Raw genomic sequence first — 20,923 nt, 5'->3', positions numbered from 1 at the left:
CATGATACGGAGATGGCATGGAGCGTCTTGCAGGCAGGGTGATGCTGGCCGGCGGCATGAGCCGCGCAGTGATGGCGATTGCTGCAGGCGCGGTCGGAGCGCTCGCCCTTCCTCCATTCGGTTTCTTCGCAGCGCTTTTCCTGTCTTTCACCCTGTTGGTCTGGCTGGTGGATGGCTGCACCGGCAAGCCGGGCGGCGGCCTCTTCAGCCGCATCCTTCCCGCTTTTGGTATAGGCTGGTGTTTCGGTCTCGGTTATTTCGTGGCTGGCCTGTGGTGGCTGGGCAACGCGCTTCTGCTTGAAGCGGATGAATTTGCCTGGGCGCTGCCGCTTGCCATCCTTGGGCTTCCGGCCTTTCTGGCGCTGTTTTACGGTTTCGCGGTTGCTGCGGCCAATCTTGTGTGGTCAAACGGTCTAGGTCGGATCGCCGCCCTTGCCGCCGCATTCGGATTTACGGAATGGCTGCGCAGTTTCCTGGCGACGGGCTTTCCGTGGAACGCCATAGGTTACGGCATCATGCCGATCCCGGTCATGATGCAGTCGGCGCATCTGATCGGTCTTTTTGGTGTGACCACGCTTGCCGTTTTCATCTTCGCGTCCCCCGCGCTCATCGCCACGAGAAAAGGCATGTGGCCCGGCCTTTCCCTGGCGGCGCTGCTGCTGGCCAGCCATGTGGGTTATGGCTTCTACCGCCTCCAGACACCCGCGGAGACACCGGCAGATGCGGTGACAGTCAGAATCGTCCAACCGTCCATCGATCAGTCTCGCAAGATGCTGAATGATGACCGCGCCGAGATTTTCGGCGAGCATCTGCGGTTGACAGCCCTGCCTCCGGGCGAAGGCAAAAAGCGCCCCGACATCATTGTCTGGCCCGAAACCTCGGTGCCGTTCATCCTAACGCAAAATCCCGACGCGCTGGCCGAGATCGCAAAGACGCTGCAAGACGGGCAGGTGCTCTTCACCGGAGCCGTCAGGATGGAAGATGCGGGTGCTGGCAGGCCGCCGCGTTATTATAACTCGGTCTACGCCATCGACAGTCAGGGAGAAATCATCGGCGCGACGGACAAGGTCCATCTGACCCCCTTTGGAGAATATGTTCCCTTCGAGGGTATCCTGCGGGAGTTTGGCATTGATAATGTCATCGCCCTGCCCGGGGGCTTTTCAGCAGCCTCTTCGCGCACGCCCCTGACGCTTCCATCCGGAAAGACCTTTTATCCGCTGATCTGTTACGAGATCATTTTTCCCGGTGAGATGACTCCGGCTCTCGCTGGCTCGGCGGCGATCCTCAATGTGACGAATGACGGCTGGTTTGGTGATACGCCTGGGCCGTATCAGCACTTTCTTCAGGCCAGAGTGCGGGCGGTTGAGACGGGTGTGCCGGTGATTCGCGGTGCCAATACGGGTATCTCGGCGGTTATAGACCCTTATGGCCGCATTATTGCCGGATTGGATTACGGTCGGGTGGGCATTGTTGACGCCACTTTGAGTGGTGGGTCAAACGACGCATTTACTTACGACACACATCGGACGTATTTCTGGTTGATTTTTTCCGTGATGATGATCGCTGCGGTATTTCCTGCCTGGAGTTTTGCCCGGTGCCAGAATTGACCGGGAACTCCTGCAATTGCATAGTGAATACGTCAGTCGTAAAACAAGTTTAGCTGCTGTCGAAATACCGGCTCATTTCTTCGAATAGTAATGAAGCGAGATATCAACCCATCCGAGTGTCAGGACCGCATGATGACCGAAAATAAGAAAAAGCCTAACCCCATCGACATTCATGTCGGAAGCCGAATTCGTCTTCGCAGAACCATGCTCGGCATGAGCCAGGAAAAACTGGGTGAAAGTCTCGGAATTACCTTTCAGCAAATTCAGAAGTACGAAAAGGGCACGAACCGTGTTGGCGCCAGCCGCCTGCAGAATATCTCGGCGATCCTCAATGTACCGGTTTCCTTTTTTTTCGAAGATGCACCCGGCGATCAGGCTGGCGGTACATCCGGCATGGCGGAAGCCTCGAGCTCCAATTACGTCGTCGACTTCCTGTCTTCGGCGGAAGGTTTGCAGTTGAACCGCGCCTTCGTGAAGATCGCCGACCCGAAGGTCCGTCGCCGTCTGGTCGATCTCGTCAAGGCGCTCGCCGCCGAGGGCGATGCCGAGTAGGGCCTGGCCCCTGCAGCGCAGAAAATTTCCGGCACGGGATGCCGGGCACTCAACGGTCCGCAGGGACCGTTTTTTTGTGCCAGATTAGAAAGGAATTCTCACATAAAGATATATTTATGTGGTTGTGTCCTTGTTTTTCGCGGCCGAAATGACTAACAAACTCGAAGACCGTTCTTTGAGGGGAATCCCGCATGCGTGCCAATTATCTGTTCACCAGCGAGTCCGTGGCCGAGGGTCATCCGGACAAGGTTTGTGATCGTATTTCCGATGAAATCGTGGATCTCATTTACCGTGAAGCGGCCAAGACGGGCGTGGACCCGTGGACCGTGCGCATCGCCTGCGAAACGCTTGCAACGACCAACCGCGTCGTGATTGCGGGTGAGGTTCGGGTTCCCGATACGCTGCTGAAGAAGGACAAGGACGGCAAGGTCCTCAAGGACGCAGCCGGCCATCCGGTTATCAATCCCTCGAAGTTCAAATCCGCCGCCCGCAAGGCTATCCGCGATATTGGCTACGAGCAGGATGGTTTCCACTGGAAGACCGCCAAGATCGACGTTCTCCTGCATCCGCAGTCGGCTGATATCGCGCAGGGTGTGGACAACGCTTCCGACAAGCAGGGCGACGAGGGTGCCGGCGACCAGGGCATCATGTTCGGTTACGCCTGCAAGGAAACGCCTGACCTCATGCCGGCGCCGATCTATTATTCCCACCGTATCCTGCAGCTGCTCGCCACCGCCCGTAAAAGCGGCGAAGGCGAGGCGGCCAAGCTCGGCCCCGACGCCAAGAGCCAGGTGACGGTTCGTTACGTCGACGGCAAGGCTTCCGAAGCCGTCTCCATCGTGCTGTCCACGCAGCATCTCGATGCAAGCTGGGATTCGAAGAAGGTTCGTGCTGTTGTCGAACCCTATATCCGCGAAGCGCTTGGCGACCTGAAGATCGCCGACGATTGCCAGTGGTATATCAACCCGACCGGCAAGTTCGTCATCGGCGGTCCCGATGGTGATGCCGGCCTGACCGGCCGCAAGATCATCGTTGACACCTATGGCGGTGCTGCCCCGCACGGTGGTGGCGCATTCTCGGGCAAGGACACGACCAAGGTCGACCGTTCCGCCGCCTATGCCGCCCGCTACCTTGCGAAGAACGTCGTGGCTGCCGGCCTCGCCGAGCGCTGCACCATTCAGATTTCCTATGCAATCGGCATTGCGCAGCCGCTGTCGATCTATGTCGATCTGCATGGCACCGGCAAGGTCAGCGAAGATCAGGTCGAGGCCGCGATCCGCAAGGTCATGGACCTTTCGCCATCGGGCATTCGCCGTCATCTCGATCTCAACAAGCCGATCTACGCCAAGACGTCTTCCTACGGCCACTTCGGCCGCAAGGCTGGCCGCGACGGCTCCTTCTCCTGGGAGAAGCTCGATCTGGTGAAGCCGCTCAAGGAAGCTTTGAGCGCTTAAGCATTTCCAGTAAAAGTGCGTAGCGGTTTTACGTCCGGAAAATGCGTCAACTGGATATCGCGCTTGTTATTTGGCGGCGATTGAGAGATACCGTCACCGAGTTTTGTAACCCGCACAGTGCCTCACGGGGTGCTGTGCGGGTTAAGTCTATTTGGTCTTGAGAGTATGAGATGACGGAAGAACGGCGTTCGCGCGCGACGGAAGCGTTTTTTGGCAGGCGCAAGGGCAAGCCCCTGCGCAATCAGCAGGTCGATACGATCGAAAATCTGCTGCCTTTGCTGAAAATCGATCTGGAAAGCGTGCCACCGCAAAATCTCGCCGCGCTCTTTCCGGCAGATGTGCGATCGATCCGTCTTGAGATCGGTTTCGGCGGTGGCGAACATCTCGCCCACCGCGCGGTCGAAAATCCCGAGACGGGTTTCATCGGTGTCGAGCCCTTCGTCAATTCCATGGCCAAGCTGCTCGCCACGGTTCGCGAACGTGAACTGATGAATATCCGCCTTTACGACGATGATGCGACGCAGCTGCTCGACTGGCTGCCTGAGGGATCGATCGATCACATCGATCTGCTTTATCCCGATCCCTGGCCGAAAAAGAAGCACTGGAAGCGGCGTTTCGTGTCAGACGTCAATCTCGCCCGTTTCCATCGTGTGTTGAAACCCGGCGGCAGGTTCTGCTTTGCGTCTGACATCGACACTTACGTCAACTGGACGCTGCAGCATTGCGCCCGGCACGGCGGCTTTGAATGGACGGCGACAAGCGCTGATGACTGGCGCACGCCCTATGCCAACTGGCCGGGCACGCGTTACGAGAACAAGGCGAAAAGAGAAGGCCGCAGCTCGGCCTATCTCACCTTCATCCGTCGCTAAAGCATTTCCAGTAAAAGTGCGCAGCGGTTTCACGTCTAGAAAATGCGCTAACGGCAAGACCCCTTAAAGGGCCGCGTCAACTTCCGCTGCCTGCGGAATGGAAGGCTGCGCGCCGGCACGCGTGCAGGCGAGCGAGCCCGCAACCGCGGCGCGCTTCAGAGCCCTTTCGAAATCCATTCCCTGATCGAGGCTCGCGGCGAGGTATCCGCAGAAGGTATCGCCCGCACCAACCGTATCGACCGGCTCGATCTTCAGGCCGGAAGCCCTGTAGAGCTTGCCATTACGAATGGCGATCACGCCATCCGCACCAAGCGTGACGATCAAAGTCTGGCCGGTCCTCTCGTGAAGGGCCTTGAGTTCGTTTTCCCGCTCGTCGCTGGAGAGGCCATTCTTGCCGATCAGCAGCTCGAACTCGGTTTCATTGGCGATGACGATATCGGCAAGGCCGGCGAGACGCGGTCCGTCCGCGGTCAGCGGTGCTGTGTTGATGACGGTGGTGACGCGTTTCGCCTTTGCGGCCGTTAGTGCAGCTTCGATGGCGGGTGCCGGTATCTCGAACTGCAGCATGAGAATATCGCTTGCAGCCATTTCGGATATGGTCTTTGCCGCGTCGGATGCCGAGACCTCACCATTCGCAGCGGGAATGACCGAGATCATGTTCTCTCCGCCTTCACCGATCAGGATAACCGCCGTTCCAGTCGGGCCGGGCGCGGTTTTGACCAATGACAGATCGGTTCCCGCGTCCCGCAGCAAGGTCAGTGCTGGAGCGGCAAAGGTGTCATCACCCGCAGCGCCCGCCATCTTGACCGTGGCGCCCGCACGCCGTGCGGCCAGCGCCTGATTGGCTCCCTTGCCGCCGGCGGCCGTGGAGAATGTCTCTCCCGTTACGGTTTCACCGGGCTTGGGCAGACGTTTGGCGGTCGCGACGAGGTCCATGTTGATGGAGCCGAAAACAGTAATCATGGGGCGCTGGGTCCGTATGAAATTTAAGCAAGGCGGCGACTTTGCCCGAGACGATCACTCGTCGTCAACCACCCGCAATTTGGCCGCACCGGCTCGGTTTTCGGCAAAGCGCCGGGCCTGCTCGATTTCTCCGTGCGGCGCGTCTTTTTCCGTTGGTGAGAAATCGAGCCCCTCGATTTTCTGTCCGCGCGCCAGTACCTTGTCGGAGGAGATAAGCATCATGTCGACGTCCTTCTGCGCCAGCCCGAAATGGGCCTGCAGCTTGCGCGTCCTGTCGTCCAGCCGCCGCACATCGTCCATGAGCAGCGCCACTTCACCCTGAATGAGATGCGCCTGTTCGCGCATGCGCTGGTCTTTGAGCACGGACTGGATGACCTGTACCGACAGCATCAGCAGCGATGGCGAAACGATGACCACCCGGGCGCGATGGGCGCGCTGCACCAGATATTCGAAATGCTGGTGGATATCGGCGAAAATCGATTCCGACGGCACGAAGATGAAGGCGGTATCCTGTGTCTCGCCGCGAATGAGATATTTCTCGGCGACATCGCGAATATGCACCTCCATGTCCCTGCGGAACTGCTGCACGGCGGCACGTTTGGTTTCCGGCGTCTCGTCCGCCTTGATGGCGTTCCAGGCTTCCAGCGGAAACTTGGCATCGATGACGAGCGGCGGCGCATTGTTCGGCATCTTGATGGTGCAGTCCGGCCGGTAACCGTTGGAAAGTGTCGGCTGCAGCTGGAAGGAACCCGGCGGCAGGGCGTCGGCGATCAGCGTCTCCATGCGCGCCTGTCCGAAGGCTCCGCGTGTCTGCTTGTTGGAAAGTATCGCCTGAAGCCCGACCACGTCCTTGGCCAGATCCTGAATATTGCCCTGTGCGGCATCGATGACCGCCAGGCGCTCCTGAAGGCGGCTCAGATTTTCATGGGTAGACCGGGTCTGCTCCGTCAGCGTTTCGCCCAGCCGCTGCGACATGCCATCAAGACGCTGGTTCAGCGTCTGGCTCATCTCCGTCTGACGCGTGCCGAGCGTTTCCGCCATGGCCGCGATCCGGCCATGCAGTTCGGACTGGGTTTTGAGCAGGTCGGAGATCTCGCCATCGGCCCCAGCTTTCTTCGACCGGTTCGCCGTCACAAGCCATGTAACGACAAGGCCGAAAATCGCGGCAGCGAAAAGCGCGCCGAAGCTGATGTCGACTGAGCCGGCCCGCAGCGCGGGTTGAAGGAGAACGGAGAAGTCTGTGTTCATGACTAAATCTAGCAGATTTCGATTGATTCGGAAGATCAAAACAAGAACATTCCTGCGGCGGAAATGAGTCCGGCAGAACGGATGCCGCGAACCGTTTTCATCGTCGTGTTTTTTATTTCCTCCGCGCGAGAGATACGTTATGGGAAGCCATGACCATCAAACCGCTTATCATTTTGCCCGATCCCGTGCTGCGCCAGCAATCGAAGCCCATCGAAAAGGTGGATGCCGAGGTGCTGCGTTTGGCGGACGACATGCTGGAAACGATGTATGATGCCCCCGGCATCGGCCTTGCCGCCATCCAGATCGGTGTGCCGCGCCGGTTGCTGGTGATCGATGTTGCGCGTGAAGGCGAAGAAAAGACCCCGATCGTCTTCATCAATCCGGAAATCCTCAAGGTTTCCGATGACATTTCCACCTATGAGGAAGGCTGTCTCTCGATTCCCGATTATTATGCCGAGGTGGAGCGCCCTGCGTCGCTCACGGTGCAATATGTCGGTCGTGACGGCAAGCAGCAGACGGTCGAGGCGGATGGTCTGCTGGCAACCTGCCTTCAGCATGAGATCGATCACCTGAATGGTGTTCTGTTCATCGACCATATCTCGCGGTTGAAGCGGGACATGGTCATCAAGAAATTCACGAAAGCAGCCCGCGCAAAAGTCTGATCCGTCGCACAGCTGACGGAGCGGAAGACAGGGCAGGGGGCAATCATGGCTCTTCGCATCATATTCATGGGCACGCCGGATTTTTCCGTTCCGACGTTGCGTGCACTGGTGGAAGCGGGCCACGAGATTGCTGCTGTCTATACCCAGCCACCGCGTCCAGGCGGCCGTCGCGGCCTTGATCTGCAGAAATCGCCGGTGCATCAGGCTGCGGAACTGCTGGGCTTACCGGTACTGACACCCTTGAATTTCAAGGCGGAGGAAGATCGCCAGCAGTTTCGGGAGTTCAATGCCGATGTCGCGGTCGTCGTGGCTTACGGGCTGCTGCTGCCTGAAGCGATCCTCTCCGGCACGCGGCTTGGGTGTTACAATGGTCACGCTTCGCTGCTGCCGCGCTGGCGCGGCGCGGCTCCCATCCAGCGGGCGATCATGGCGGGTGACACCGAAACCGGCATGATGGTCATGAAAATGGAAAAGGGTCTGGATACCGGCCCTGTCGCGCTGACCGCTAAAGTCGCGATTGCCGAGAACATGACGGCCGGCGAGCTGCATGACAGCCTGATGCTGACAGGCGCTCGGTTGATGCGTCAGGCGATGGACAAGCTGGAAGCAGATGACCTGCCCCTCGTCACACAGGCGGAAGAGGGTGTGCTCTACGCCGCAAAGATCGACAAGGGTGAAACCCGTATCGATTTTTCAAGGCCGGCGCAGGATGTGCATAATCATATTCGCGGCCTTTCGCCGTTTCCCGGCGCATGGCTGGAGATGGAGATCGGCGGCAAGCCCGAGCGCGTCAAGGTACTGGCGTCCGAGCTCGCCAGCGGAATGGGCGAGGCAGGCAGCGCACTGGATGATGTTCTCACCATTGCCTGCGGCAGCGGCGCCGTGCGGCTTACCCGTTTGCAGAAGGCGGGTGGCAAGCCGATGTCGGCGGCCGATTTCGTGCGCGGTACCCCGGTTCCGGCCACTACAAGGCTCGGCTGATGCCACGCTTCCGCATGACCGTCGAATATGACGGTACGCCCTATTATGGCTGGCAGAGACAGGAAAACGGCCCCTCGGTTCAGGGTGCGCTGGAGGCTGCGGTTCGGTCGCTGACCGGCGAGAGCGTTTCCATTCGCGGCGCTGGCCGCACCGATTCCGGCGTGCATGCCGTTGGGCAGGTCGTTCATGTCGATCTCTCGCGAGACTGGGAGCCCTACAAGCTTCGCAATGCCATCAATGCGCATCTCGCCATGGCGGGTGAAGCGGTGGCCGTGCTCGATGCCGCTTCCGTGACTGAGGATTTCGACGCCCGTTTTTCCGCCCTTCGTCGGCACTATCTCTACCGCATCATCTGCCGCAAAGCCCGGCTGGCGCTGGAGCACAAGCGGGCGTGGTGGGTGTCGAAGGACCTCGATCACGAGTGCATGCATGAAGCCGCCCAGATGCTCGTCGGCCGGCATGATTTCACCACCTTCCGCTCCGTGCACTGCCAGGCGAACAGCCCCGTCCGCACGCTCGACCGGCTGGATGTGACGCGCGATGGCGATCTCATCGAGATACGCGCGACGGCGCAGAGCTTCCTTCATAACCAGATCCGCTCTTTCGCCGGCACGCTGAAACTGGCAGGCGAGGGCACGATGACGCCAGAGGACGTGCGTGCCGCACTCGAGGCACGCGATCGAAAGGCCTGTGGCCCGGTCGCGCCACCGGACGGTCTTTATTTCATGCAGGTCGATTATCCCGACGTCATTCCGCCGCGCCGCCACCCCGAAGCCGAGGTCACTCAGGATGCGTATTGACGTCTAATTCTCTCAGGCCGGATAGACACCGAGAAAGCGCTGCAACGCTTCCGACAGAAGCATGCCGGGCACCAGTAGCGTCATGACGATGGCGGAGACGAGCAGCGACTGGTCGCGGATAAAAAACCGCACGATCCGTGAAAAGGCAAAGACCAGCGACAGAAGCAGCGCCAGCCACAAAATCGCGATCAGCCCCTGCAACGGTGGCAGGAAGAACGCAATCAGGATCAGAACGGCGTAGGCGTATGAGAAGGGCAGCGACAGCCAGTTCATGGTGGTGACGAGAGGCGTGAATTTTTCACGTGCGCCAAAGGCAAAGAGCAACATGCCGATCAAAAGCAGCGGCACGATCCAGCAAATGGCCTCCACCATCGCCAGGCGAAAGAAGAAGATGAACCCCGTTCCTGTTCCCGGCGGATAGCTGGCGAGAAACGCTGCCCGCAGCCACAGCCAGGAAACCAGCATGGCGGGCAGGCACCAAAGGACGGAATAGAAGGACCGCCACATGCCGCGTTCGGTCAGGTCCAAGTAACGTGCGCCATTATGGTCGCCGAGCAGCAACAGCCACAGGCCCGTCAGATAGAGCCTGACTTCACTTGCCGTCGGCATGGGCGAACCAGCGCTCGATAAAGGTTTCGTAAATGCGCGTCAGCGTCTCAAGATCGGCAATGGCTACCCGCTCATCGACCATGTGCATGGTCTGCCCGACAAGGCCGAACTCCACGACAGGGCAATAGTCCTTGATGAAGCGCGCATCCGACGTGCCGCCGGTGGTTGAAAGCTTCGGCTCCTTGCCGGTCACGGCCTCCACCGCGCCTGACAGCGACGAAATGAGGGCATTGTTCCGGGTCAAAAAGACATGGGCCGGTCGGTCCGCCCAGACGATCTCGTACTTTACCGGTGTGCGGTCGGGGCGAAGCTCGCCGTCTGCCGCAGCGGCATCCAGGCGGCGGATGATTTCCGCCCGAAGGCTCTCCGCGGTCCAGGTGTCGTTGAAACGGATGTTGAAGGCGGCTGTCGCCCGCGCCGGGATCACATTGGTGGCAGCATTGCCGGTATCGACGGTCGTCACTTCCAGATTCGATGGCTGGAAATCATCTGTGCCGTGATCGAAGGCCGGATGCATCAGCGCATGCGTCAACTGCAGCAGACCGCGAATTGGGTTGTCGGCGAGATGCGGATAGGCGGCGTGGCCTTGCACGCCATGGACCGTGATGCGACCGGAGAGCGATCCACGGCGGCCGATCTTGATCATATCGCCCAGCTGGTCGGGATTGGTCGGTTCCCCGACGACACAGGCGTCCCACGTCTCGCCCTTTGCAGCAGCCCATTCCAGCAGCTTGGAAGTGCCGTTGATTGATGGGCCTTCCTCGTCACCGGTGATCAGGAAGGAGACGGAGCCCTGCGGCTTGCCGTGTTTTTCAATATGGCGGGCAATGGCTGCCACGAAACAGGCGATGCCGCCCTTCATGTCCACCGCACCGCGACCGAACATTTCGCCACCGGCAATCTCTGCGGCAAAAGGCGGGTGACTCCATGCGGCCTCATCCCCAACGGGAACCACATCCGTATGGCCCGCAAACATCAGATGTGGCCCCTCGTTGCCGAGACGGGCATAGAGGTTCTCTACATCGGGTGTTCCCGCCTCGCTCGCCACCATTTTTTCCACCACAAAACCGAGCGGCGAAAGCAGGTTGTCGAGCAGAGTAAGCGCGCCGCCTTCCGCAGGCGTCACCGAAGGGCAACGGATGAGGGCGGCGAGATTGGCAACGGGATCGGTCGTGGTCATGGTATCAGCTTTATATCAGTCGCGCAGAAGCTCGTTGATGCCGGTCTTGGAGCGGGTCTTTTCATCGACGCGCTTGACGATCACGGCGCAATAGAGGCTGGGGCCCGGCTCGCCATTCGGGAACGGTTTGCCCGGCATGGTGCCGGCAACGACGACGGAATAGGGAGGGACTTCGCCGTAGGTGATCTCGCCGGTGGCGCGATCAACGATCTTGGTCGATTTGCCGATGAAGACGCCCATGCCGAGAACAGCACCCTCGCGCACGATGCAGCCTTCCACGACTTCCGAACGCGCACCGATGAAGCAATTGTCTTCGATGATGGTGGGCCCTGCCTGCAGCGGCTCCAGAACGCCGCCGATACCGACGCCGCCGGAGAGATGCACGTTCTTGCCGATCTGCGCGCAGGAGCCGACCGTTGCCCAGGTATCGACCATCGTGCCTTCATCAACATAGGCGCCGAGATTGACGAAGGAAGGCATCAGCACGACGTTCTTGGCAACGTAAGCCGAGCGGCGCACGACGGCGTTTGGCACCGCGCGGAAACCGGCGGCGCGGAACTGATTTTCACCCCAGTTTTCAAACTTCGACGGAACCTTGTCCCACCAGGTGGCTTCGCCCGGACCACCGGTCACGATTTCCATGTCATTGAGACGGAAGGAGAGAAGCACGGCCTTTTTCAGCCACTGGTTCACCTTCCAGTTTCCATCCGCCTGCTTTTCAGCAACGCGTGCCTCGCCGCTGTCGAGAAGTTGAAGAGATGTGTCCACGGCGTCGCGAACCTCGCCCTTCGTCGATACATTCACGCTGTCGCGGTTGTCGAAGGCGGTTTGGATGATCGTTTCGAGGGAAGAGAGATCCGTGAGGCTCATGGAAAATTCCTTAAAGTCGCGTGTGTTCGTGGTCACGGCGGGTTCCGTGCCGCTGGAAGGCTTTGGCCATTTGATCTAAGGGAGTGTTGGAAAGGCGTCAATGCGATTTGGGTGATTTGGCGCCGCAGATGAAGGGCATGGAAATGACACGACTGAAAAACGGCAAATTGCGGCGCAAGGACGGGGTATGGGACCCGTTGAAGCGCAGCGCTGTGGACAAGCAGCAGGCCGAGGTCGTTGTCAAGACGCCGCAGTCGGACTCCCCGTCCTACCGGCTGGCCTATGTGGATACGGACTTTCTCTGCCGCGAGGAATTGCGACCCGTCAGGCTGCAGCTGGAACTTCTGAAGACGGAAATGGCGCTCACCGAACGCGGTATCAATTCCACCGTCGTTATGTTTGGCGGCGCCCGCATTCCCGAACCGGGAGGAGAGGCCTGGGCCGCGCGCAATGAAACGCAGAAGCGCAATCTCGAGCAGTCCTCGGTTTATTACGACGAAGCGCGCAAATTCGCCCGCCTTTGCACCGACTACGGCGCGAAATCCGGTCACCTGGAATATGTGGTGGTCACCGGCGGCGGTCCCGGCGTCATGGAGGCGGGTAACCGGGGCGCCATGGATGCCGGCGGCCCTTCCATCGGCCTCAATATCGTCCTGCCGCACGAGCAGGCGCCCAACCCTTATGTAACGCCGGAACTGAGCTTCAATTTCCACTACTTCGCGATCCGGAAAATGCACTTCCTGATGCGGGCAAAGGCCGTGGTGGTTTTCCCCGGCGGTTTTGGCACGCTCGATGAGCTTTTTGAAGCCTTGACGCTGATCCAGACCAAGCGCATGGCCCCGATCCCTCTCATTCTTTTTGGAGAAAAGTTCTGGCGATCCGTCGTCAATTTCGAGTTCCTGGCGGATTTCGGCACCATCGCTCCCGAGGATATGAATCTCCTGCACTTTGCCGAAACGGCAGACGATGCCTGGAAGATCATCTCCGACTACTACGAACACTGAAGATGCACGGCGCGGCGAAGTATTATTAGGGCTTAATTAGCAATCATATTCTAACTTCGCCCTGTCGCGCTGCAGCGCACTGTCCCATGCGGACGGGCCTCCATGACGGAGATTGTCATCCGTTGACGTCAGCTCCTTCGGGTTGACGATTTCCATTGGGGCCTAAATGTTCAATCTCAAAGTGAAGTCGCTTGCGACCAAGCTGATCCTCGTAACCGGCTGTGCCATCACCACGGTTCTCGTTGCATCCAATTCTTTCCTCATCTCCCAGACCAGTGAGCGCGTGCACGCGTTGACCATGGATCAGGCCAATACGGAAGCCCGCGCCATCGCCAACGTCATCGCCGCCGATGTCGGTGAACTCGGCAGCGCTGCCCGCTCGATGGCTGGCGTCATCGGTCGGGCGCATCAGGCGAAGTCGATGGATCGCCCTGGCATCGTCAACATCCTCAAGGCCAATGTCGAGCAGAATACTTTTGCATTCGGCAGCTGGTTCTGCGAACAGCTCGGTCTTTTCGATGGTCAGACGACAGAGATCGCCAACAGGCTCGATCTCGGCACCAACGCGACCGGCGCCTTCGCACCTTACTGGTCCAAGACCCAGAAGGGCGATATCCAGTTCTCGACCTTCAAGAACGATTACGCAGCGGAGTGGTATGCGCTGGCCGCCAAGACCGGCAAGGGAGCGATTACCCAACCTTATCTCGCCGAAGGCACGGAAGTGCCGACCACCATGACCTCGCTTGCCTATCCCGTCATGTCGGATGGCAAGATGATCGGCGTGGCGGGTGTCGATATTTCGCTCGCGTCTCTCACCCAGAAACTGCAGGCTCTGCATCCTTTCGAGACCGGCCGTGTGACGCTCGTCTCCCAGGGTGGCCAGTGGCTGGTGCCGCCGACGCCCGAGCAGAACATGAAAGCCTATGACGGAGAGGGCGCAGCCACTGTCCAGACCGCGATCGCTTCGGGCAAGCAGGGCCTCATCGAAGACCTCGGCCTTGATACCGACGCGCCGTATAACCGTCTCGTTTATCCCTTCGCCGTTCCAGGGCTCAACGCAACCTGGGTCGTCCTTGTTGATATTCCCCATCAGGCCTTGAACGCTCCGGTTCAGGAGCAGACCTATCTGATGATCATCGGTGCGATCGTCATTCTTGCCGCCGTCATTGCAGCGCTTTATTTTGCAGTCCGTTATTTCGTCCGCAACCCGCTTGCATCGCTGGTTACCGACGTCAGGACGCTGAGCGACGGTCGCTACGATGTGCCCGTCTCCGGTCAAGACCGGCAGGATGAGACCGGTTCGGTTGCGACAGCGCTTGAAGGTTTCCGCGCCAAGCTTGCCGGCATCCGTGAGATGGAGGCCGAAGCCGACGCCCAGCGTGGTCACGCCGAGACGGAGCGCCAGCGCTCTGAATTCGAGCGCAATGAAAACAGCCGTATGCAGCAGCACATTGTCAGCGTTCTCGGTTCCGGCCTGAATGCCCTGTCGCAGGGCAATCTGACCTACCGCATTCAGGACGAGTTCCCGGGTGAGTATGCAAAGCTGCGCGAGGACTTCAACTCGGCGCTTGCCAGCCTCGAGGAAACGGTTTCCACCGTCAACGCAACCGTCGTCAGCATCGGCAATGGCACCGGTGAGATCACCCGCGCCGCCAGCGATCTCTCGCATCGCACGGAACAGCAGGCCGCCAGCCTTGAAGAAACTGCCGCTGCGCTTAACGAGCTGACCGCCCAGGTCAATTCCAGCGCCGAAAACGCCGCAGAGGCGGCCGGTGCCGTCAGCCATGCCTGTGAAGACGCCGGCAAGTCTGGCGAGGTCGTGCAGCAGGCCGTGAACTCCATGCAGGGCATTGCGCAATCTTCGGCGGAAATCTCTCGCATCATCGGGGTCATCGACGAGATCGCCTTCCAGACCAATCTTCTGGCGCTGAACGCCGGGGTGGAAGCGGCCCGCGCGGGTGATGCCGGCAAGGGCTTTGCCGTTGTCGCACAGGAAGTGCGCGAACTCGCGCAGCGCTCTGCAACTGCTGCCAAGGAGATCAAGGGTCTCATCAACACCTCGGCCACGCAGGTGGGCGAGGGTGTTCAGCTGGTCGGCAAGGCCGGCGACACGATGAAAAAGATCGCCGATCAAGTTCTGCAGATCAACCAGCTTATACGGCAGATTTCGGCCTCAGCCAGTGAGCAGGCGGTGGGCCTGAAGGAAATCAACTCCGCCGTTACGCAGATGGATCAGGTCACCCAGCAAAATGCGGCGATGGTGGAGGAAACCACTGCGGCCAGCGTGACGCTCAACAGCGAGGCCGAAACGCTCAAATCGCTTGTCGCCGGTTTCGTAGTTTCCGGCGGTCAGCCCAGCCAGCAATTGCGTGCCGCCGCTGCGGCCATGCGCGCTCCCGCTGCTGCCGCCCCGACGTCCGCCCGTCCAGCTGCGCCCCGCGCGCGTCCTAGAACCAGCGGCGCAAATGCGCTGGCTCAGGATGACTGGACGGAATTCTGATGCGGTTTTCCGTTTGAAATATAAAGGGCCGCTGGTATCGCCAGCGGCCTTTTTTATTATCAGCGTCCGTCAAAGACGCGCGAAACGCTCCGTCAGCAACTCGAAGAAACCATCCGCATCCACCTTTCGCATCACGCGGGCATTGGCGGGGCGATCCGTCACGCGCCACCAGTCCACCACGGTCATGCCCATGGTCAGTTCGGAATGGACCTCGATCTCGACATTGCATTCGCGGCCCTCGAACAGTTCGGGCTTGATGAGATAGGCAATAACGCTTGGGTCATGCAGCGGACCGCCATCCGAGCCGTACTTCTCGATGTCGAACCGCTCGAAGAATTCCAGCATTTCCGCCATGGCGATCGCCGGCCTCGTGCCGATCTCCCGAATGCGATTGACGCGTGCCTTGGTCGTCAGCAGCTGATGCGTGACATCGAGCGGCATCATGACGATGGGCATGCCGGAGCGGAAGACGATGTCGGCAGCCTGCGGATCCACATAGATGTTGAATTCCGCCGCGGGCGTGATGTTGCCGCCCTCGAAGAAGCCGCCGCCCATCATCACCAGTTCTTTGACGCGATCGGCGATCTCCGGCGCCTTCAGGAGCGCCAGCGCCACGTTGGTCAAGGCCCCGAGGGTGCAGAGGGTAACGGTGCCCTCAGGCTCCCGCATCACCGTCTCGATGATGAAGTCGACCGCGTGCTGCTTTTCTGCCTCCATGGTCGGTTCGTCGAGAACCGGGCCGTTGAGACCTGTACTGCCGTGAACATGTTCGGCGGTGATGGGCCTGCGCACCAGCGGCTTTTCGGCGCCCTCGTAAACGGGAATATCGGTGCGACCGCACAATTCGCAGATGATGCGAATGTTACGGCTTGTCAGCTTCAGGGGAACATTGCCGGCAACTGCGCACAACCCCAGAATTTCGATGTCTTCCGGGCTGCCGAAGGCCAGCATGATCGCGGCTGCGTCGTCCTGTCCGGGATCGGTGTCGATAATGATTTTTCTGCGTTCTGCCATGTCTTGCCCGCCGTTGAGATGAGCGCTTTTTTCGAGCCGCGGGTGCTCACTTGTCAAGCCTCATTCCTGCCGCCGCTCACCGGTCACTTTGACTTGCGCATCGCGGTTCGGCTTCCCATATTGCAGGGGCCGGTGCGATTGACCGGCGAGGTTGCCGGAAGCGGGGCCGCTAAACGTCGCTTGGTTGCAAGGACAGAACAGATATGAGCCGCATGACGCCATTCACCCACCCGCTTTTGCTGGGTTTCGATGCCATGGAAAAGACGCTGGAGCGCATGGCGAAGGCCAATGACGGCTATCCTCCCTACAATATTGAGCGCCTGCCCGGCAGCGATGACGTACCGGAACGCCTGCGCATCACCATTGCCGTGGCGGGGTTCTCCGAGGATGATCTCGACGTGACGACGGCTGATAATCAGCTCGTCATTCGCGGACGCCAGCAGGAACAGGAGAAGCGCGATTTTCTCTATCGAGGCATCGCGGCACGCCAGTTCCAGCGGGTCTTCGTGCTTGCCGATGGCATGCAGGTCAGGGAGGCGCGCCTGCGCAACGGCCTTCTTTCCATCGATCTGGTCCGGCCCGAAATTTCAAACGTGGTAAAGAAAATTAATATTTCCGTCTCAGAGTAGACCATGAACGCCGGAATCGGACATGAATCGCTCGGCGTGAAGAAGGAGGCTGAAATATGCTTTTGAAAGAAGCGCATGCGCGTCTCACCCAATCCCAGCTCGCCCATATCGGCGAAGGAGAAGTGGGATATATCCGCAAGATCCGAGCGGAAGACGTCAGCCGCTGTTTCCCGGAGGCGCCCGATCTCGATCCGCAATTGGACCTTTGGGCATTGTTCGGCGCGGACGGGACGCCAATTCTCCTGACAGACAATCGTTCGAGCACCTTCTTCAAGGCGGCGGAAGACGATCTTAAAACCGTCAGCCTGCATTAAGAAAAAGCCCGCCGGTTGAGCGGGCTTTCTGCTTTTTTGGCTTAGAGGAACGGCCGGTCCGGCATGTCGTCGATGGAGATGACGCCGTCCTTGTTCTTGTCCAGCCGTTCAAACATCTTTTCTCCGGCGGCGGCGAATTCGGCCTTGCTGACCTGGCCGTTCTCGTCAGTATCGGCCCAGCGGATCAGCGCGAAGCCGCCACCTTTACCGCCGTGCTTGCCCCAGCCCTGATGGCCGAAACGACCACCATGGTCACGCTCGGCACGCTTGCCCTCAGGGGCTTTGGCTTCATCCGCCTTGGCCTCTTCCCGCTCGGGGCGCGGGTGAGCGGCCCGGAAGGCCTCCATCTTTGCCTGACGATATTCGCGCATTTCCTTTGGCGTGATCGAGCCGTCCTTGTCCTTGTCGATCTCAGCGAACAGGGCATCCTGACGGGCGGTGAATTCCTCCTTGGAAATCTTGCCATCCTTGTTCGTGTCGGCCACCTTCAGCAGGTGAACGAAGGCAGCCTCCTGGCGGATCGGCATGCGATCCTTATGGCCTTTACCAGGTGCGGCGAAACTGGCCGTTGCGGCCGTGCTGAGCACAAGGGCTGCGCCAAGAGCAGACAGGGCGATTTTGCGTGTGGTCATCGTCATTACCTTTCTTTGGTGTCCCTGAAGAAAAGATAGTGACGTCCAGCAAGCCCCACCACTTAAACATCCGTAAGGTGCATGAAGCTTCGGTAATGTTCGCTACTCAGCGGGCGATGGTTTTTGTCAGGAACCCGGTCAGATCGTCGGTAATGTAGTCGATATGCTCATCCGTCACATCAGGGATTTCCCAGCGTTCCATGATGACGCCCTCAAGATTTGATGGCACGAGTAGCACGGTCTTCATGCCCAGCGCTTTCGGGGCCGCGAGATTGCGCGGCAAATCCTCGAACATCGCAGCCTTTTTCGTATCGAGTTTTGCAAGTGCTGCAAACTTCTCGTAGGTTGCGCTGGCAGGTTTCGGCAAATAACCCGCGGCGACGATATCGAAAATATCCTCGAACTGATCGAGAATGCCGAGCGCTCCGGCGGCAGCCTGCGCATGCTTGACGCTGCCATTGGTGAGGATGAACTTCCGACCCGGCAAAGCCTTGATGGCCTCACCCAGTTCCGGATGCGGTTTCAGCGCCGAGTAGTCGATTGCATGGGCGCGTTCCAGAAACTCGTCCGGGCTGATGCCGTAATGGATCATCAGGCCCTGCAGTGTCGTGCCGTGGTCGTGATAATAACGCTTCTGCAAGGCGCGCGCTTCGTCGGGGTCGAGCTTCAGAAGCTCCGCCACATAGGCCGTCATGTTGCGGTCGATCTGGGAAAACAGATTGACGTGATGCGGATAGAGCGTGTTGTCGAGATCGAAGACCCATTCGCTGACATGGGCGAAATCGGCGGCGTCTGGCAGGTTTTTCGGCTTTGTGTCCATGGGCAGCTTTATGCCTGTTTCGAATGCTGAAGAAAATCGAAAAGAGGACGATTGATCAGAAATTCGGGCTTGGCTGCGGCCTCGCGCGCATGATACCGCCAAAGCCATGGAACTCTGGATAGGCATTACTTTCGCAAGCGCGTTTTTGCAGAACCTGCGCTCGACTTTGCAAAAACACCTCAAGGGCATGATGGGCACCACGGGTGCAACGTTTGTGCGCTTCGTGTTCGGCATGCCCTTCGCTCTCGCTTATCTTGCATTCCTGCATCTTGGGCTTGGCCGTCCGCTGCCGGTGCCGAACATGGCCTTCGCCGTGTGGGCAACGGTCGGGGCCATGGCGCAGATCGCCGCCACATTCCTTCTGGTGCACCTGTTCTCTTTCCGCAATTTCGCTGTCGGCACGGCCTATTCTCGCACGGAGCCGGCACAGGCGGCGCTGTTTGCTCTCATTTTCATAGGCGAGAGCGTCACGGGCGGTACATTGGCGGCGATAGCGATTTCGGTCGCCGGCGTCATGCTGATTTCCGTGGCGCGCACGGAAGTAACGCCCGCTTCCTTCATGACCTCGATCTTCAGCCTAACGGCGGGTATCGGCCTCGCCTCGGGTGCGTTCTTCGGACTGTCGTCTGTTGCCTATCGGTCGGCATCGCTGGCGTTAGCACCAAGCCTGCCTGCCCCGGATGCGATGATGCAGGCGGGCTTCACCCTCGTCATCGTCATCGTCATGCAGACGGTATCGATGTTCCTGTGGATCATCTGGCGGGAGAGGGAAGAACTGCGGCGCATCGTCAGGGTGTGGAAACCGTCGCTTGCGGTCGGTTTCGTGGGTGCCACGGCCTCGTTCGGCTGGTTCACGGCAATGACCCTGCAGCAGGCCGCCGTGGTGAAGGCACTGGCGCAGGTGGAGATGCTGTTCGCCTTCGCCTCGACGGTGCTTTTCTTCAAGGAGAAGATCAACCGGCTTGAACTGTCCGGCTGTCTGCTGATTGTGGTCGGTGTGCTGTCGCTTCTGGCATTCGGCTAATGCCTGATGTGGCGGACAGGTTTGCCGTCCGCCACCCTGAAGCACATCAGGGCACGATGAGCGTGCCGGCGCCTTCGGTAAAGATTTCCAGAAGGACGGAGTGCGGCGTCTTGCCATTGAGGATCACCACACCCTGAACACCAGCCTTGATGGCGTCGATGCAGGTCTCGACCTTCGGGATCATGCCGCCGGAAATCGTGCCGTCCTTGATGAGGGCGCGTGCCTGCGAGACGGTGAGCTCCTTGATGAGTTCCTTGTTCTTGTCGAGAACGCCGGGAACGTCGGTGAGGAACAGCAGACGCGAAGCGTGAAGTGCACCCGCAATCGCGCCGGCGAAGGTATCGGCATTGATGTTGTATGTCGCGCCATCGCGGCCAGGGGCGACCGGTGCGATGACCGGAATCATTTCCGATTTAGCGAGCAGGTCGAGCAGTGTGCGGTCGACTTCCACGACTTCGCCGACGAAGCCGAGGTCGAGCACGCGCTCGATGTTGCTGTCGGGGTCGATCACGGTCTTTTTCGCCTTCTCGGCGAAGACCATGTTGCCATCCTTGCCGCACAGGCCGATGGCCCATTCGCCCGTCTGGTTTATGAGGGCGACGATTTCCTTGTTGATCGAGCCGGCCAGAACCATTTCAACGATCTCGACCGTCTTGGCGTCGGTGACGCGCAGGCCGCCCTCGAATTTTGACTCAATGCCCATCTTGCTCAGCATGGCGCCGATCTGCGGGCCGCCGCCATGCACGACGATGGGGTTGATTCCCGACTGCTTCAACAAGGCGATGTCTTCCGCGAATGCCTTGCCAAGCGTGGAATCGCCCATGGCGTGGCCGCCATATTTCACCACGATGGTCTTGTTCTCGTATTTCTGCATGAAAGGCAGAGCCTGTGCGAGCAGCCGCGCCTGAGTTTCGCTTTCGGAAGACGTCATCTAAAAACCTCGGTCTGTGGTTGCGGCCGTTGAAGCCTGTCACCGCTCTAAAGCAAGTCTTTGACGGATGAAATAACCTCCGGGCCTTATTGTGTCGGCTGCGGTCAAATTTCTTTTTTTTGCCTGTTCCGGCCCTGTAATGAGATTGACATAAAGGGCCAATGGGACCAGCCTTGCTGATGAAGGGGAGGGGTTAATTCAGGGTGATGAAGATGTCTCGCGCCGTGGAAATGGTGCACCTGAACGACCGAGGAGTGATT

21 protein-coding genes are annotated in these 20,923 nt (G+C 59.4%); 12 read left to right on the top strand and 9 right to left on the bottom strand.

The window, feature by feature from the left end; genetic code table 11:
- Positions 1-17: 17 nt before the first annotated feature.
- From lnt to trmB, 4 genes are all read left to right on the top strand, one after another.
- Positions 18-1,607, top strand: coding sequence for an apolipoprotein N-acyltransferase (gene lnt / locus DOU54_RS21435; protein WP_113731818.1), 1,590 nt, complete (start codon positions 18-20; stop codon positions 1,605-1,607).
- A gap of 132 nt (positions 1,608-1,739) precedes the next feature.
- Positions 1,740-2,159, top strand: a complete 420-nt coding sequence (locus tag DOU54_RS21430) for a helix-turn-helix domain-containing protein (RefSeq protein ID WP_004439621.1) — start codon at positions 1,740-1,742, stop codon at positions 2,157-2,159.
- Between the two features lie 191 nt (positions 2,160-2,350).
- The gene (gene metK, locus DOU54_RS21425; RefSeq protein ID WP_004439623.1) at positions 2,351-3,613 is read left to right on the top strand and encodes a methionine adenosyltransferase; all 1,263 of its coding nucleotides are present in this window, start codon (positions 2,351-2,353) and stop codon (positions 3,611-3,613) included.
- 170 nt (positions 3,614-3,783) lie between these two features.
- On the top strand, positions 3,784-4,482 hold the full coding sequence (trmB, locus tag DOU54_RS21420; protein ID WP_006698911.1) for a tRNA (guanosine(46)-N7)-methyltransferase TrmB: 699 nt from the start codon (positions 3,784-3,786) through the stop codon (positions 4,480-4,482).
- A gap of 63 nt (positions 4,483-4,545) precedes the next feature.
- Here trmB and DOU54_RS21415 read toward each other — a convergent pair whose 3' ends face one another.
- Together DOU54_RS21415 and DOU54_RS21410 are read right to left on the bottom strand one after the other, a co-directional pair.
- On the bottom strand, positions 4,546-5,445 hold the full coding sequence (locus tag DOU54_RS21415; protein ID WP_035206699.1) for a ribokinase: 900 nt from the start codon (positions 5,443-5,445) through the stop codon (positions 4,546-4,548).
- Positions 5,446-5,499: 54 nt separating this feature from the next.
- Positions 5,500-6,693 carry a DNA recombination protein RmuC gene (locus DOU54_RS21410; RefSeq protein WP_162749551.1) on the bottom strand — a complete coding sequence of 398 codons (1,194 nt, stop codon included), beginning with the start codon at positions 6,691-6,693 and terminating at the stop codon, positions 5,500-5,502.
- Between the two features lie 149 nt (positions 6,694-6,842).
- Here DOU54_RS21410 and def point away from each other — a divergent pair, with 149 nt between their 5' ends.
- From def to truA, 3 genes are read left to right on the top strand one after another with little or no spacing between them, the layout of a single operon-like run.
- Positions 6,843-7,355 carry a peptide deformylase gene (gene def, locus DOU54_RS21405; RefSeq protein ID WP_004439632.1) on the top strand — a complete coding sequence of 171 codons (513 nt, stop codon included), beginning with the start codon at positions 6,843-6,845 and terminating at the stop codon, positions 7,353-7,355.
- Between the two features lie 45 nt (positions 7,356-7,400).
- On the top strand, positions 7,401-8,336 hold the full coding sequence (gene fmt / locus DOU54_RS21400; RefSeq protein ID WP_113380899.1) for a methionyl-tRNA formyltransferase: 936 nt from the start codon (positions 7,401-7,403) through the stop codon (positions 8,334-8,336).
- On the top strand, positions 8,336-9,136 hold the full coding sequence (gene truA, locus DOU54_RS21395) for a tRNA pseudouridine(38-40) synthase TruA (RefSeq protein WP_113380900.1): 801 nt from the start codon (positions 8,336-8,338) through the stop codon (positions 9,134-9,136). Before fmt ends, truA begins: the two co-directional genes overlap by 1 nt.
- 12 nt (positions 9,137-9,148) lie before the next feature.
- Here the strand turns inward: truA and DOU54_RS21390 are convergent, their stop codons facing one another.
- The 3 genes from DOU54_RS21390 to dapD are packed head-to-tail and all read right to left on the bottom strand — an operon-like array spanning position 9,149 to position 11,795.
- Entirely contained in the window at positions 9,149-9,745 is a 597-nt protein-coding gene (locus DOU54_RS21390; RefSeq protein ID WP_004439642.1) for a hypothetical protein, read from the bottom strand.
- The gene (gene dapE / locus DOU54_RS21385; protein WP_006698916.1) at positions 9,729-10,925 is read right to left on the bottom strand and encodes a succinyl-diaminopimelate desuccinylase; all 1,197 of its coding nucleotides are present in this window, start codon (positions 10,923-10,925) and stop codon (positions 9,729-9,731) included. Before dapE ends, DOU54_RS21390 begins: the two co-directional genes overlap by 17 nt.
- Before the next feature lie 15 nt (positions 10,926-10,940).
- Positions 10,941-11,795, bottom strand: a complete 855-nt coding sequence (gene dapD, locus DOU54_RS21380) for a 2,3,4,5-tetrahydropyridine-2,6-dicarboxylate N-succinyltransferase (RefSeq protein WP_113380901.1) — start codon at positions 11,793-11,795, stop codon at positions 10,941-10,943.
- 143 nt (positions 11,796-11,938) lie between these two features.
- On the opposite strand from dapD, the gene DOU54_RS21375 reads away from it, so the two are divergent.
- Complete coding sequence (locus DOU54_RS21375; protein WP_004439649.1) at positions 11,939-12,799, top strand: LOG family protein; 861 nt, start codon at positions 11,939-11,941, stop codon at positions 12,797-12,799.
- Between the two features lie 166 nt (positions 12,800-12,965).
- On the top strand, positions 12,966-15,299 hold the full coding sequence (locus DOU54_RS21370) for a methyl-accepting chemotaxis protein (protein ID WP_004439652.1): 2,334 nt from the start codon (positions 12,966-12,968) through the stop codon (positions 15,297-15,299).
- 69 nt (positions 15,300-15,368) lie between these two features.
- Here DOU54_RS21370 and DOU54_RS21365 read toward each other — a convergent pair whose 3' ends face one another.
- Positions 15,369-16,313 carry a nucleoside hydrolase gene (locus tag DOU54_RS21365; protein ID WP_004439655.1) on the bottom strand — a complete coding sequence of 315 codons (945 nt, stop codon included), beginning with the start codon at positions 16,311-16,313 and terminating at the stop codon, positions 15,369-15,371.
- 203 nt (positions 16,314-16,516) lie between these two features.
- Here DOU54_RS21365 and DOU54_RS21360 point away from each other — a divergent pair, with 203 nt between their 5' ends.
- On the top strand, positions 16,517-16,942 hold the full coding sequence (locus DOU54_RS21360) for an Hsp20 family protein (RefSeq protein WP_006698921.1): 426 nt from the start codon (positions 16,517-16,519) through the stop codon (positions 16,940-16,942).
- 56 nt (positions 16,943-16,998) lie between these two features.
- Positions 16,999-17,256 carry a BQ00720 family protein gene (locus DOU54_RS21355; protein ID WP_003503706.1) on the top strand — a complete coding sequence of 86 codons (258 nt, stop codon included), beginning with the start codon at positions 16,999-17,001 and terminating at the stop codon, positions 17,254-17,256.
- A 41-nt stretch (positions 17,257-17,297) separates the two neighbouring features.
- Here DOU54_RS21355 and DOU54_RS21350 read toward each other — a convergent pair whose 3' ends face one another.
- Together DOU54_RS21350 and DOU54_RS21345 are read right to left on the bottom strand one after the other, a co-directional pair.
- On the bottom strand, positions 17,298-17,894 hold the full coding sequence (locus tag DOU54_RS21350; RefSeq protein WP_045532928.1) for an EF-hand domain-containing protein: 597 nt from the start codon (positions 17,892-17,894) through the stop codon (positions 17,298-17,300).
- A 100-nt stretch (positions 17,895-17,994) separates the two neighbouring features.
- Positions 17,995-18,708 carry a pyrimidine 5'-nucleotidase gene (locus tag DOU54_RS21345; RefSeq protein ID WP_022555532.1) on the bottom strand — a complete coding sequence of 238 codons (714 nt, stop codon included), beginning with the start codon at positions 18,706-18,708 and terminating at the stop codon, positions 17,995-17,997.
- Between the two features lie 106 nt (positions 18,709-18,814).
- On the opposite strand from DOU54_RS21345, the gene DOU54_RS21340 reads away from it, so the two are divergent.
- On the top strand, positions 18,815-19,732 hold the full coding sequence (locus tag DOU54_RS21340) for an EamA family transporter (RefSeq protein WP_113380902.1): 918 nt from the start codon (positions 18,815-18,817) through the stop codon (positions 19,730-19,732).
- A 46-nt stretch (positions 19,733-19,778) separates the two neighbouring features.
- Here the strand turns inward: DOU54_RS21340 and argB are convergent, their stop codons facing one another.
- Positions 19,779-20,663 carry an acetylglutamate kinase gene (gene argB / locus DOU54_RS21335; RefSeq protein WP_004439672.1) on the bottom strand — a complete coding sequence of 295 codons (885 nt, stop codon included), beginning with the start codon at positions 20,661-20,663 and terminating at the stop codon, positions 19,779-19,781.
- Positions 20,664-20,923: the final 260 nt, after the last annotated feature.

Origin of the sequence: Agrobacterium sp. MS2, assembly GCF_003261015.1 — a bacterium.
Lineage (GTDB): Bacteria > Pseudomonadota > Alphaproteobacteria > Rhizobiales > Rhizobiaceae > Agrobacterium > Agrobacterium pusense.
The sequence above is the reverse complement of the archived record's forward strand: the minus strand, read 5'-3'. Positions and strand labels throughout refer to the sequence as shown.